Consider the following 13,289-nt stretch of genomic DNA (forward strand, 5'->3'; position numbering starts at 1 on the left):
CCTATTCGCTTGATTATGCCGCTTCGGCCGCCAGGCGCTGAGCCTTCTCGACCGCTTCTTCGATGCCGCCGACCATGTAGAAGGCGGCTTCCGGCAGGTGGTCATAGTCGCCGTTGCAGAGGCCCTTGAAGCCCTTGATGGTGTCGGCGAGATCGACCAGCTTGCCCGGCGCGCCGGTGAACACTTCGGCGACGAAGAAGGGCTGCGACAGGAAGCGCTCGATCTTGCGGGCGCGGGCCACCGTCTGCTTGTCCTCTTCCGACAGCTCGTCCATGCCCAGAATGGCGATGATGTCCTGCAGCGACTTGTAGCGCTGAAGGATCGACTGCACCTGGCGCGCCACCTGGTAGTGCTCTTCGCCGACGACCATCGGGTCGAGCATGCGCGAGGTCGAGTCGAGCGGATCGACGGCCGGATAGATGCCCTTTTCCGAGATCGCGCGGTTGAGCACGGTCGTCGCATCGAGGTGGGCGAACGAGGTCGCCGGCGCCGGGTCGGTCAGATCGTCGGCCGGCACGTAGATCGCCTGCACCGAGGTGATCGAGCCCTTGGTCGTCGTCGTGATGCGCTCCTGCAGCGCACCCATGTCGGTGGCCAGCGTCGGTTGGTAACCCACGGCCGAAGGAATACGGCCGAGCAGCGCCGACACTTCGGAACCCGCCTGCGTGAAGCGGAAGATGTTGTCGACGAAGAACAGCACGTCCTGGCCCTGGTCGCGGAAATATTCGGCGACCGTCAGCCCGGTCAGGCCGACGCGGGCGCGCGCACCCGGCGGCTCGTTCATCTGGCCATAGACGAGCGCTGCCTTGGATCCTTCGCCGCCGCCCTTCTTGTTAACGCCGGACTCGATGAACTCATGATAGAGGTCGTTGCCCTCGCGGGTGCGCTCGCCGACGCCGGCGAACACAGAGAAGCCGCCATGCGCCTTGGCGACGTTGTTGATCAGTTCCTGGATCAGCACGGTCTTGCCGACGCCGGCGCCGCCGAACAGGCCGATCTTGCCGCCGCGGGCATAAGGTGCCAGCAGGTCGAGAACCTTGATGCCGGTGACCAGGATCTGCGCTTCCGTCGCCTGCTCGACATAGGTCGGAGCCGGCTGGTGGATAGAGCGCATCTCGATGCCGTCGACCGGGCCTGCCTCGTCGACCGGCTCGCCGATGACGTTGATGATACGGCCGAGCATGCCCGGGCCGACCGGCACGGTGATCGGTGCACCGGTGTCATAGACGTCCTGGCCGCGAACCAGACCTTCGGTCGAGTCCATGGCGATGCAGCGCACGGTGTTCTCGCCAAGGTGCTGAGCCACCTCGAGCACGAGGCGATTGCCGACATTGGACGTTTCCAGCGCGTTCAGGATCGCCGGCAGATGTTCGCCGAACTGCACGTCGACAACGGCGCCGATGACCTGGCGAACCTTGCCGGCCAAGCCAGTCTTCTTGATGGCAACGGTCGGCGCCTTCGCCGCGGCTGCCGTGGCGGGCGCGGCCGCCTTCTTGGCTGGAGCGGCTTTCGCTGCCGGAGCCTTTGCTGGTGCTGCCGCCTTCGCGGCGGTCTTCGGGGCCGCCTTCTGGGGGGTCGCTGCTTTCGCCATCGTCTTTACCCTTTTCGTCTCTTGTTTCTCACGCGATCCGCTCGAAGGTCGGAGACCTTCGCGGGAGCGCGCCTATAGCGCCTCGGCGCCCGAAATGATTTCGATCAATTCCTTGGTGATCTGCGCCTGCCGCTGGCGGTTGTAGGTGATCGACAATTTGTTGATCATGTCGCCGGCGTTGCGCGTCGCATTGTCCATGGCGCTCATCTTGGCGCCCATCTCGCCGGCCGCGTTTTCGAGCAGCGCACGAAAGACCTGCACGGAGATGTTGCGCGGGATGAGGTCGGAGAGGATTTCGCCCGGCTCCGGCTCGTATTCATAGACGGCATTGCCGCCGTCCGTCGCCTCGGCGGCAGCGGAAGGCACGCCTGCCGGGATGATTTGCTGGGTCGTCGGGACCTGGCTGATCACCGACTTGAACTGCGAATAGAACAGCGTGCAGATGTCGAAGCCACCCTCGTTGAAAAGTTGGATAACTTTCTTGGCAATGGCATCGGCATTGACGAAGCCGAGCGTCTTCACTTCACGCAAATCGACACGCTCGAGGATCAGCGCCGCGTAGTCGCGACGCAGGATGTCGAATCCCTTCTTGCCGACGCAGATGATCTTGACCTGCTTGCCGCCGGCCAGAAGCTTGCGGATGTGGTCGCGGGCAAGGCGCGCGATCTGCGAATTGAAGCCGCCGCACAGACCACGCTCGGCGGTGCAGACGACGAGCAGATGCACGTCGTCCTTGCCGGTGCCGGTCATCAGCGCCGGGGCCTCGCCGCCGCCGCCGATCGCCTGGGTGATGTTGGCCAGCACCGCGCCCATGCGCTCCGAATAGGGGCGCGCGGCTTCCGCCGCCTCCTGCGCGCGGCGCAGCTTCGCCGCGGCGACCATCTGCATCGCCTTGGTGATCTTCTGCGTCGCCTTGACCGAGGCGATACGGTTACGAAGGTCTTTTAGTGAAGGCATGCTTCAAACCTGATCCCGTTCGTCCGGCCTCGTTCAAGCAAAGGTCTTGGCGAAGGTGTCGATCTCCGCCTTCAGCTTGGCGCGCAGATCGTCCGACAGCGCCTTCTCCTTGCGGATGCCGTCGAGCACCTCCTTGCCGGCCGAGCGCATGTGGCTGAGCAAGCCATGCTCGAATCTACTGACCTGGTCGATTGCCAGCTTGTCGAGATAGCCGTTGACGCCGGCGAAGATCACCGCGACCTGTTCTTCGACCCTGAGCGGCGAAAATTGCGGCTGCTTCAGGAGTTCGGTCAGGCGCGCACCGCGGTTGAGCAGGCGCTGCGTGGCGGCGTCGAGGTCGGAGCCGAACTGGGCGAAGGCCGCCATTTCGCGATACTGCGCGAGCTCGCCCTTGATCGAGCCGGCGACCTGTTTCATCGCCTTGATCTGCGCCGAGGAGCCGACGCGCGACACCGACAGGCCGACGTTGACCGCCGGGCGGACGCCCTGGAAGAACAGATTGGTTTCCAGGAAGATCTGGCCGTCGGTGATCGAGATGACGTTGGTCGGGATGTAGGCCGACACGTCGTTGGCCTGGGTCTCGATGATCGGCAGCGCCGTCAGCGAACCGCCGCCATTGTCGTCATTGAGCTTGGCGGCACGCTCCAGAAGGCGCGAATGCAGGTAGAAGACGTCGCCCGGATAGGCTTCGCGGCCGGGCGGGCGGCGCAGCAGCAGCGACATCTGGCGATAGGCGACCGCCTGCTTCGACAGATCGTCGTAGCTGATCAGCGCATGCATGCCGTTGTCGCGGAAATATTCGCCCATGGTGCAGGCGGTGAACGGCGCCAGGAACTGCATCGGCGCCGGATCGGAAGCGGTGGCGGCGATGATGATCGAATAGTCGAGCGCGCCACGCTCTTCGAGAACTTTCGCGAACTGCGCGACGGTCGAGCGCTTCTGGCCGACGGCGACGTAGACGCAGTAGAGCTTTTCCTTCTCCGGCCCGTGCTCGTGCACCGATTTCTGGTTGAGCATCGTGTCGAGGATGATCGCGGTCTTGCCGGTCTGGCGGTCACCGATGACCAGCTCGCGCTGTCCGCGGCCGACCGGGATCAGCGCGTCGATGGCCTTGAGGCCGGTCGACATCGGCTCGTTCACCGATTTGCGCGGAATGATGCCGGGCGCCTTGACGTCGACACGCTTGCGCTCGGTCGCCTGGATCGGGCCCTTGCCGTCGATCGGATTGCCGAGCGCGTCGACGACGCGGCCGAGCAGGCCCATGCCGACAGGCGTATCGACGATGGCGCCGGTGCGCTTGACGATATCGCCTTCCTTGATGTCGCGGTCGGCGCCGAAGATGACGACGCCGACATTGTCGGCTTCGAGATTGAGCGCCATGCCGCGGATGCCGCCGGGGAACTCGACCATCTCACCGGCCTGGACATTGTCGAGGCCGTAGACGCGGGCGATGCCGTCACCGACGGACAGAACCTGGCCGACTTCGGAGACCTCGGCCTCCTTGCCGAAATTCTTGATCTGGTCTTTCAGAATTGCGGAAATTTCCGCGGCGCGGATGTCCATCAGCCGACCTCTTTCAGTGCAAGCTTGAGCGAATTGAGTTTGGTTTTGAGCGACGTATCGATCTGGCGCGAGCCTATCTTGACCACCAGCCCGCCGAGCAGCGACGGATCGATGGTCACGGTGATCGCGACATCCTTGCCGGCAACGCTTTTCAGCGCCGCCTTCAGCTCGGATTGCTGGGCGTCGGTCAGCGCATGCGCCGAAGTAACTTCAGCGGCGGTCTCGCCACGATGCTCGGCGGCGATCTGGCGGAATGCTTTGATCATGCCGGGGATGGCGAACAGACGCCGGTTCTGGGCGACGACGCGCAGGAAATTGCCGGTGAGGCCGGTGATCCCCGCCTTGTCGGCGATCACCGCGATGGCCTTGGCCTGGTCTTCGCTGGAGAACACCGGGCTATTGATCAGACGGGTCAGATCCGCGCTGCCTTCGAGCATCGCGGCGAAACCGTTGAGGTCGGCCTCGACCTGGGCGACCGAATTCGCCTGGAGCGCGAGCTCGAACAGCGAACCCGCGTAGCGCTCTGCTACACCTGAGATTGGCGATGACGATTGGGCCACGGACCGTCTTTTCTCTTGTCTGACAGGCCGCAGATTATTGGCGCGAGCGAAAACTCTGGCTAAATCTTTGACCTTACTGCGTTTTTCCAAGCACCGAGACGCGGCTTCCGCTATCCCCGGCCGAAAGTCGATTGCCGTCTAGCACAGGCATTTTAAGACCGCAATGCGTCGCCCCGCATGGTTTTCAGGCACTATTGTCGCATCCGGCGGTGCGGTTCGACCGCCGGTCCCGAATTCGCCTTTGATTCAAGGCACAAAGCCGAAGGCGAAGGCAAGCGGCAGCGCCGCCAGCACCAGTTCCACCACGATGGAAACCCAATTGAAGGGCGTGTTGGCGCCATCCGACATCATCGACAGCAGGCGGCCGAAGGCGGTGAACAGCCAGGAAAAGCCAAGCGCCATGTAGAGCAGCGGTTGCGCAAGCAGAATGCAGCACAGGCTAACGCCGAGATAGAAGCCCGACATCCTGCCGCGCCCTTCGGCGATCGCCGCCGCCTTCTCGGGCTTGACCTGCAGCCGCAAGATTCGGAAGCCCAGCCCCGGCGCCAGGAACAGCAGCAGGCCGAACAGCAAGGTCACGACGGCGCTCGACCACGCCAGCCATTCGCCCTGGCTCATCGGCCATGGAAACGCAAATTCCATACTGTCCCCTCGCAAATGGCTGTTTCGAAATTTTGGGCATTCTAGCGAAGGAAGAGACATGCGCCAGATGGGCGTCGGCGAATTGCCGAAACACGCAAGCGTAGCAGGGACCACCCGCCCGCCTCGATATGGATCCGTCGTACCAAGAGCTTCATGACGGGCTGTTCCTCCGCTATATACATTATGACGACATGAGACCACAAGGAGAACCAATGTGAGAACCATGCAGGTTAGAGAGGCTAAAGCAGGTTTCTCGGCGCTCATCGAAGCTGCCGAGTGCGGCGAGCCTACAATTATCACGAAGCACGGTAAGCCAGCGGCGGCGATTGTTTCGGTCGAGGACATGCAAAAGCTTTACCCGGTCAAGCGCCGGAACTTCGGAGAGTTTCTTTTGACCTATCCCGGTGGAATTGAGCTCGAAAGAAACGAGTCGCCGTCGCGGGAAATCGATCTTTGAGCCGCTATCTTATCGATACGTCTATTCTGTCCGCTTTCGCGCCTGGAAAGCCAGCCCTTGCAAAAAACATCTCCACCTGGATTGCCAGCGAAGGTGAAAGCAGACGCTATTCGTGCCTGTAGTAGCAATCTCCGAAATAGAGAAAGGCATACGCAGGCTCGATTGCGCCGGGCTACCAAACGGACGGCAAATCTCGCTGACTGGCTCAACGATATCAACGAAGGATCTGCGGGCCAAATCCTAGCGATCGACGCCATTGTACCTCGAAGAGCCGGCCAAATTGAGGAAGCAGTCTCTCTGCACAAGAGAAGAACCCAAGCCTTGCGGACATATTGATCGCCGCTACGGCGTCAATTCACGAGCTTACCGTGATCACAGCCAACGTCAGGCATTTTGAGGCGCTCGACGTGTGGTGTTGGAATATACTGCAAGACCCGCCTGCGGCCGACTAAACTAATGCACCCAAACACCTCACAAAAAACTCTGCGGGTCGATGTCGACCTGCACGCGCACCGAGCCCCGTATCTTCGGCCCCTCGGCCAGCATGGTGCGAATGAACCCCTGCATGTCGGCGCGCCGCTCGCCTTGGATCAGCAGGCGAAAGCGATGGCGGCCGCCGAGCAGCGACAGCGGCGCCTCGGCCGGGCCGAGCACGAACAGGTCGGAGGCCTGAGGTGCGGCGCGCCGCAAACCCCGCGCATGGCCCTCCGCTTCCGCTCGGGTCGCAGCACTGACGATGACGCCGGCGAGCCGGCCGAAAGGCGGCAGCGCCGCCCGCTCGCGCTCGGCGATCTCGCGCTCGTAAAAAGCCTCGGCGTCGCCGGAGACGATCGCCCGCATCACCGGGTGGTCGGGCTGGAAGGTCTGCAGCAGGCCAAGGCTCTTCTTGCCGGTGCGGCCGGCACGGCCGGTCACCTGGCTGAGCAGTTGGAAGGTGCGCTCGGCGGCGCGCGGATCGCCATTGGCAAGGCCGAGATCGGCATCGACCACGCCGACCAGCGTCATGTTTGGGAAATTGTGGCCCTTGGCGACGAGCTGCGTGCCGATGACGATGTCGGCCTCGCCCTTGGCGATGGCTTCGAGCTCTAACCTCAGCCGCCGCACGCCGCCCATCAGGTCGGACGACAGCACGATGGTTCGGGCGTCTGGGAAATGCGCGACGACCTCTTCAGCGATGCGCTCGACGCCCGGCCCGCAGGCGACCAGATGGTCGAGCGTGCCGCATTCCGGGCAGGCCTCGGGTCGTCGCTCGTTGTGTCCGCAATGGTGGCAGACGAGCTGGCCGCGAAAGCGGTGCTCGACCAGCCAGGCCGAGCAGACCGGGCAGCCGAAGCGATGGCCGCAGACCCGGCACAGCGTCAGCGGCGCATAGCCGCGCCGGTTGAGGAACAGCAAGGATTGTTCGTGTTTCTCCAGCGTCTGCCGCATATGGCCAAGCAGCACCGGCGACAGAAAGCCGCCGCGCGCCGGCGGGGCGCGGCGCATGTCGATCGTCTTCAGGTCGGGAAGCGCCGCCTCGGCAAAGCGCGCCGAAAGCACCGCCCGATGATAGCGGCCCTGGCTCGCATTGACCCGGCTTTCGACCGACGGCGTCGCCGAGGCGAGCACCACCGGAAAGCCGCCGATATGGCCACGCACCACCGCCATGTCGCGGGCATTGTAGAAGACGCGGTCTTCCTGCTTGTAGGCGGGGTCATGCTCCTCGTCGACGACGATCAGCCCGAGCTCCCTGAACGGCAGGAACAGCGCCGAACGCGCGCCGGCAACCACGCGCGCGCCACCTTCCGCCGCTTGCCGCCAGACACGCTCGCGCATCCTTGGCGGCACGTCCGAGTGCCATTCCGCCGGCTTGGCGCCGAACCGTTCCTGGAAGCGCTCGAGGAAGGCGTGGGTCAGCGCGATCTCCGGCAGCAGGATCAGCACCTGCCTGCCGCGGTCGAGCGCCGCCGCCACCGCCTCGAAATAAACCTCCGTCTTGCCCGATCCGGTTACCCCGTCGAGCAGCGTGACGCCGAATGCGCCGGCCGCGACATTGGTGCGCAGCATCTCGGCCGCATCGCTCTGGTCCGGCATCAGCGAAGGCTGGGCGTAATTCGGATCGGGTGCTGCGACCACCGGTCGCGGCGGGATCATGACGGTCTCGAACACGCCTTGCGCTTTCAGCCCGTCGATGACCGTCGACGACACGCCGGCCGCATGCGCCAGCCCGGATCGCGTCCAGGCGAGCCCGCCTTCCGCGGTTTCCAGCACGCGCATCCTCGCACCCGTCATCCGGTCGGGTTTGGCGAAGGTGCGTTGCAGCCCTTCGATCCACGGTTCCGGGTCGAAGGCCTCCGGCGCCCGCAGCAGCATGCGCGCCACCATACCGGGCGGCGACAGCGTGTATTGCGCGATCCAGTCGACGAAGCGGCGCATAGCGCGGTCGATCGGCGGACAGTCGAAGACCTGCTCGATCGGGCGCAGTTTCTTGGCATCGACCTTTTCGACGGTGCCGTCCCAGACGATGCCGGCAACCTGGCGCGGACCGAGCGGCACGCGCACGATCGAGCCCGGCACCACGCGCATGCCGGCGGGCACGGCATAGGTGTAGGGCCGCTCGGCGGGCATCGGCACCAGCACTGGCGCGGCTGCGACAAAGGGCGAATCTTCGATCATGAGGCGTGACCTTGCCCCGACTTTCGTCTAGATCAAAGTCCGACCCCAAATGTGCATGACACGCACATGAAAAAATCTTCAGGAGACCATCATGAAATTTTTTGTCGACACCGCCGATGTCAAGGAAATCCGTGAGCTGAACGATTTGGGGCTGCTCGACGGCGTCACCACCAATCCCTCGCTGATCCTCAAATCCGGCGGCAAGATCGCCGACGTCACACGAGAGATCTGCGAGATCGTCAAGGGCCCGGTCTCGGCCGAAGTCGTCGCCACCGAATACAAGGACATGATGGCGGAGGCCAAGATCCTGGCCAGGATCGCCGACAATGTCTGCATCAAGGTGCCGCTGACGCTCGACGGCCTGAGGGCCTGCAAGGACATCCGGTCGGACGGCCGCATGGTCAATGTCACGCTGTGCTTCTCGGCCACGCAGGCGCTGCTCGCGGCCAAGGCCGGCGCCTCCTTCATCTCGCCCTTCGTTGGCCGCATCGACGACAGCGGCTGGGACGGCATGGAACTGATCTCGGACATCCGCACCATCTACGACAACTATGATTTCCAGACCGAGATCCTGACCGCTTCGGTGCGCACGGTGAACCATGTCAAGCAGGCCGCACTGATCGGCGCCGACGTCATCACCGCCCCGCCGGCGACGCTGAAGGCGCTGGTCAAGCACCCGCTGACCGACAAGGGCCTGGAGCAGTTCCTCGCCGACTGGGCCAAGACCGGCCAGAAGATCGGCTGAAATCAAGACGTCGCGTTCCCGCAAAAAAGGCCGAGCAATCGGCCTTTTTCTGCGCCAGGGATAACCGAAACATCTCGATCCAGGCCGAAAGGCTCTAACCCGCCACCGTCTTGCGATGCTTGACCAGATTCTGGGCGATCGACAGGCGCAGCAGGTCCGCCAGTTCGCGCGCCGCGCGGTTCTCGGCGTCGATTTGCGCCCGGTAGGAGGCAAATTCCTGACGGGGCCTGTCGAAGGACGACGCTATCGAGCGCCTGCCGGTCGCGATCGTCGTACCGGTCTTGGCGTCGGTCAGCACATAGTTTGCGGCCAGTGTCACGGTGCCCGCCGTTGGCTCGTCGTCATCGGTCGTGACCTGCACGGTTGCAGCGGATTCAACAAGTTCGGTAACGCCGAGATCGAGCGAATAGGCGGGCGAAGCCGGCTCGCCCGCACCCTGGCCGAGCGCGAAGATCAGATTGTTGCGGACCTGCTGGGCGTAGCGGGTGTTGACCGGCTTGACCGAGATGGACCCGAGTTCGGCGGCAGCCCCGACTTGCGAGCCGGCCGACAGCGGCGCGCTCGAATAGAGCGGGCGCACCGTGCAGGCCGAAACCAGCGCAACCGAAGCGACCAGGCCATACAGCGCGATACGGCGCAGCAAATGCGTCACTTCTGTCTTCTTCGGATCAGGCAACGACATTGACGATCCTCTGCGGGACGATGATCACCTTGCGCGGTGCCTTACCTTCGAGCGCTTTCTGCACGAAGTCGAGAGCCAGAACCGCTTTTTCGACCGCACCTTGGTCCGCGTCGCGGGCAATTGTCAAATCGCCGCGCTTCTTGCCGTTGACCTGGACCGGCAGCACGATCTCGCTGTCGACGACAAGCGACGGATCATAGACTGGCCAGGACCGTTCGGCGACCAGATCGGTGCCGCCGAGCGTCAGCCAGCATTCCTCGGCCAGATGCGGCATCACCGGCGCAATCAGATGCACGAGGATGTCGACGGCTTGCCGGCACGCAGCCTTGAGCGCCGGATCGGCCTTGCCTTCAGCCGCCTCGTTGAGCGGCGTGGTAAGCGCATTGGCGAGCTCGTAGATGCGGGCGATGGCGCGGTTGAAGGCGAGCTTTTCGATATCCTCGCCGACTGATTTCAACGCCTTGTGCGCGGCCTTGGAAACAGTCCCTGCCTCGCCCTCCTTCGCCGCTGCCGGCTGGACTGCAGCGAGCGATTCGGCGGCCGTCGACACCAGGCGCCAGATACGCTGGATGAAGCGGTGCGCGCCGGCAGCACCCTCGTCGGTCCATTCGACGTCACGCTCGGGTGGCGAGTCCGACAGCATGAACCAGCGCGCGGTATCGGCGCCGTAGCCGTCGGTAATCTCTTCCGGGCTCACCGTGTTCTTCTTCGACTTCGACATTTTTTCGAGCGGGCCGATCACCGCCTCTTCGCCGGTCGCGATTTCGAGGGCGCGGCGTTTGCCGTCGACGTCCTCCAGCCGGACCTGGCTGGGCGCAAGCCAGCGGCCGTTCGAGCCACTGCCGACCCGATAGGTCTCGTGCACCACCATGCCTTGCGTGAACAGGCCCTTGAATGGCTCGGCCAGATCGACATGTCCGGTCTCGCGCATGGCGCGGGTGAAGAAGCGCGAATAGAGCAGGTGCAAAATGGCGTGCTCGATGCCGCCAATATACTGGTCGACCGGCAGCCATTCGGTAGCTGCCTTGGGATCGGTCGGGTCGTTCGCCCAGGGCGCGGTAAAGCGCGCGAAATACCAGGACGAATCGACGAACGTGTCCATCGTGTCGGTTTCGCGGCGTGCATCCTTGCCGCATTGCGGACATTTGACATGCCGCCATGTCGGATGGCGATCGAGCGGATTGCCCGGCCGGTCGAACTCGATGTCGTCCGGCAGCCTGACCGGCAGATCCGCCTTCGGCACCGGCACCACGCCGCAATCCTCGCAGTGGATCATCGGGATCGGACAGCCCCAGTAGCGCTGGCGCGAAATGCCCCAGTCGCGCAGGCGGAAGTTGACCTTGCGCTCGGCCATCGGCCGATTGCCGATGGTCTTTTGTTCCAGCAGCTTCGCCACCTCGTCGAACGCCTGATCAGGCTTCATGCCGTCGAGGAAGCGCGAATTGATCATCACGCCGTCGCCGACATAGGCCTCGTCAATGATCTGGAAGCTTCCTTGATTCTCGCCTTCCGGCATCACCACCGGAATGACCGGCAGGCCGTATCTGTTAGCGAAGTCGAGGTCGCGCTGGTCACCGGACGGGCAGCCGAAGATGGCGCCGGTGCCGTACTCCATCAGCACGAAATTGGCGACATAGACAGGCAGCGTCCAGTTCGCGTCGAACGGATGGACGACGCGGATGCCGGTATCGAAACCCCTCTTCTCGGCTGTCTCCAGTGCCGCCACTGAAGTGCCCATATGGCGAACCTCGTCGATGAACTTGGCCAGCGCCGGATTGCTTTCGGCCGCCTTCTTCGCCAGCGGATGATCAGCTGCGACCGCCATGAAGGAGGCGCCGAAGATGGTGTCGGGCCGCGTCGTGTAGACCTCCAGCTCATCTTCGCCATCGACTGGAGTGGCCAGCGGCCAGCGGATCAGCAGGCCTTCCGAACGGCCGATCCAGTTCGCCTGCATCAGCTTCACTTTTTCCGGCCATTCGTCGAGGCCTTCCAGCGAGTCCAGCAGATCCTGCGCATAGTCGGTGATCTTGAAGAACCACTGCGTCAGCTCGCGCTGTTCGACCAGCGCGCCCGAGCGCCAGCCGCGTCCGTCGATGACCTGCTCGTTGGCAAGCACCGTCATGTCCTCCGGATCCCAGTTGACCTTGGAGGATTTGCGCGTCACCAGCCCCTTCTCGACAAAATCGAGGAACAGCATCTGCTGGCGGTGGTAGTAGTCGACATCGCAGGTGGCGAATTCGCGTGCCCAATCGAGCGACAGGCCCATGACCTTGAGCTGCTCGCGCATGGCGGCGATGTTCTGATAGGTCCAGTCCTTGGGATGGACCTTGTTCTGCATCGCCGCGTTCTCGGCCGGCATGCCGAAGGCATCCCAGCCCATCGGGTGCAGCACGTTGAAACCCTTGGCTCGCCTGTAGCGCGCCACGACGTCGCCCATCGTGTAGTTGCGGGTGTGGCCGATATGGATGCGCCCCGACGGATAGGGGAACATCTCGAGCACGTAGTATTTCGGACGCTGGTCGTCGTTATCAGCCTCGAACAGCTTCTTGGCGTCCCAGGCCTTCTGCCATTTGGGCTCTGACGCGCGCGGATTGTAACGTTCGATTGCCATCGGGTGTTTTTCACTTAAAAGCATGCGCGAACAGCCGGACATGCCCGGCGGCTCAGGAAATGTCGTCGCGGTGTTCACCATGGATTGCCGGACCCGTCAACTGCGACGCTCCGGCCAGGGCAAAAACTAGGGTCAGGATATAGGCATGGCGAGCGCCGTCGAACAGTTTTTCACGGTCAAGGCGAAGATCGCCGCCGCCGAGCGCGAGGCGGGACGGCAAGCCAACGCGGTGACGCTGGTCGCGGTTTCGAAGACCTTCGACGCCGCCGATATCAGCCCGGTCATCGACGCCGGCCAGCGTGTCTTCGGCGAGAACCGCGTCCAGGAAGCACAAGCCAAATGGCCGGCGCTGAAGGAAGCTTTTCCGGACATCGAGCTGCACCTGATCGGTCCGCTGCAATCGAACAAAGCGAAGGAAGCGGTCGCGCTGTTCGATGTCATCGAGACGGTCGATCGCGAGAAGATCGCTGCCGAACTCGCCAAGGAAATCGCCAGACAAGGCCGGTCACCAAAACTCTACGTCCAGGTCAACACCGGCTCGGAACCGCAAAAGGCAGGCATCGAACCGCGCGAAGCCGTCGCCTTCGTCACCCGCTGCCGTACGGTTCATGGCCTCGCCATCGAAGGTCTGATGTGCATTCCGCCGGCCGACGAGAATCCCGGTCCGCATTTCGCGCTGTTGGAGAAACTTGGGCTTGAGACCGGGGTCGAAAAGCTCTCCATGGGCATGTCCGGCGATTACGAGACGGCGATCGCCTTCGGCGCGACAAGTGTCAGGGTCGGCTCGGCGATTTTCGGCAGCCGCTAGTGTCCTGATTCCGAAGTT

At 63.5% G+C, this 13,289-nt stretch carries 11 protein-coding genes; 3 read left to right on the plus strand and 8 right to left on the minus strand.

The annotated features are described in order from the left end of the window. Positions 1-13: 13 nt before the first annotated feature. The 5 genes from atpD to BQ8482_RS27465 all read right to left on the minus strand — a co-directional run bounded on the left by atpD (position 14) and on the right by BQ8482_RS27465 (position 5,313). Positions 14-1,591, minus strand: coding sequence for a F0F1 ATP synthase subunit beta (atpD, locus tag BQ8482_RS27445; protein ID WP_165848739.1), 1,578 nt, complete (start codon positions 1,589-1,591; stop codon positions 14-16). Positions 1,592-1,663: 72 nt separating this feature from the next. After that, the gene (locus tag BQ8482_RS27450; protein ID WP_123150471.1) at positions 1,664-2,548 is read right to left on the minus strand and encodes a F0F1 ATP synthase subunit gamma; all 885 of its coding nucleotides are present in this window, start codon (positions 2,546-2,548) and stop codon (positions 1,664-1,666) included. A 33-nt stretch (positions 2,549-2,581) separates the two neighbouring features. Next, positions 2,582-4,111: a F0F1 ATP synthase subunit alpha gene (gene atpA / locus BQ8482_RS27455; protein ID WP_123150472.1), complete on the minus strand. Its 1,530-nt coding sequence runs from the start codon at positions 4,109-4,111 to the stop codon at positions 2,582-2,584. Continuing rightward, a complete protein-coding gene (locus BQ8482_RS27460; protein ID WP_123150473.1) occupies positions 4,111-4,671 on the minus strand; it encodes a F0F1 ATP synthase subunit delta in 561 nt (186 codons plus the stop codon). The genes atpA and BQ8482_RS27460 overlap by 1 nt, the downstream gene beginning before the upstream one ends. 246 nt (positions 4,672-4,917) lie before the next feature. Continuing rightward, positions 4,918-5,313: an AGROH133_08824 family phage infection protein gene (locus BQ8482_RS27465; protein WP_123150474.1), complete on the minus strand. Its 396-nt coding sequence runs from the start codon at positions 5,311-5,313 to the stop codon at positions 4,918-4,920. Between the two features lie 223 nt (positions 5,314-5,536). Between BQ8482_RS27465 and BQ8482_RS27470 the strand changes: the two genes are divergently transcribed. Further along, positions 5,537-5,770 (plus strand): type II toxin-antitoxin system Phd/YefM family antitoxin, encoded by a 234-nt coding sequence (locus BQ8482_RS27470; protein WP_425294144.1) that lies wholly within the window; start codon positions 5,537-5,539, stop codon positions 5,768-5,770. Positions 5,771-6,241: 471 nt separating this feature from the next. On the opposite strand, the gene BQ8482_RS27475 is transcribed toward BQ8482_RS27470, so the two are convergent. Beyond that, positions 6,242-8,425, minus strand: a complete 2,184-nt coding sequence (locus BQ8482_RS27475; RefSeq protein WP_123150476.1) for a primosomal protein N' — start codon at positions 8,423-8,425, stop codon at positions 6,242-6,244. A 91-nt stretch (positions 8,426-8,516) separates the two neighbouring features. Here BQ8482_RS27475 and fsa point away from each other — a divergent pair, with 91 nt between their 5' ends. Continuing rightward, positions 8,517-9,170: a fructose-6-phosphate aldolase gene (gene fsa, locus BQ8482_RS27480; RefSeq protein ID WP_123150477.1), complete on the plus strand. Its 654-nt coding sequence runs from the start codon at positions 8,517-8,519 to the stop codon at positions 9,168-9,170. A gap of 94 nt (positions 9,171-9,264) precedes the next feature. On the opposite strand, the gene BQ8482_RS27485 is transcribed toward fsa, so the two are convergent. Beyond that, positions 9,265-9,852, minus strand: a complete 588-nt coding sequence (locus tag BQ8482_RS27485) for an LPS assembly lipoprotein LptE (protein ID WP_123150478.1) — start codon at positions 9,850-9,852, stop codon at positions 9,265-9,267. After that, positions 9,839-12,463, minus strand: coding sequence for a leucine--tRNA ligase (gene leuS, locus BQ8482_RS27490; protein WP_123150484.1), 2,625 nt, complete (start codon positions 12,461-12,463; stop codon positions 9,839-9,841). Before leuS ends, BQ8482_RS27485 begins: the two co-directional genes overlap by 14 nt. A gap of 145 nt (positions 12,464-12,608) precedes the next feature. Here leuS and BQ8482_RS27495 point away from each other — a divergent pair, with 145 nt between their 5' ends. Then, complete coding sequence (locus BQ8482_RS27495; protein WP_123150479.1) at positions 12,609-13,271, plus strand: YggS family pyridoxal phosphate-dependent enzyme; 663 nt, start codon at positions 12,609-12,611, stop codon at positions 13,269-13,271. Positions 13,272-13,289: the final 18 nt, after the last annotated feature.

The sequence above is a fragment of the Mesorhizobium delmotii genome (assembly GCF_900149755.1).
Lineage (GTDB): Bacteria > Pseudomonadota > Alphaproteobacteria > Rhizobiales > Rhizobiaceae > Mesorhizobium > Mesorhizobium delmotii.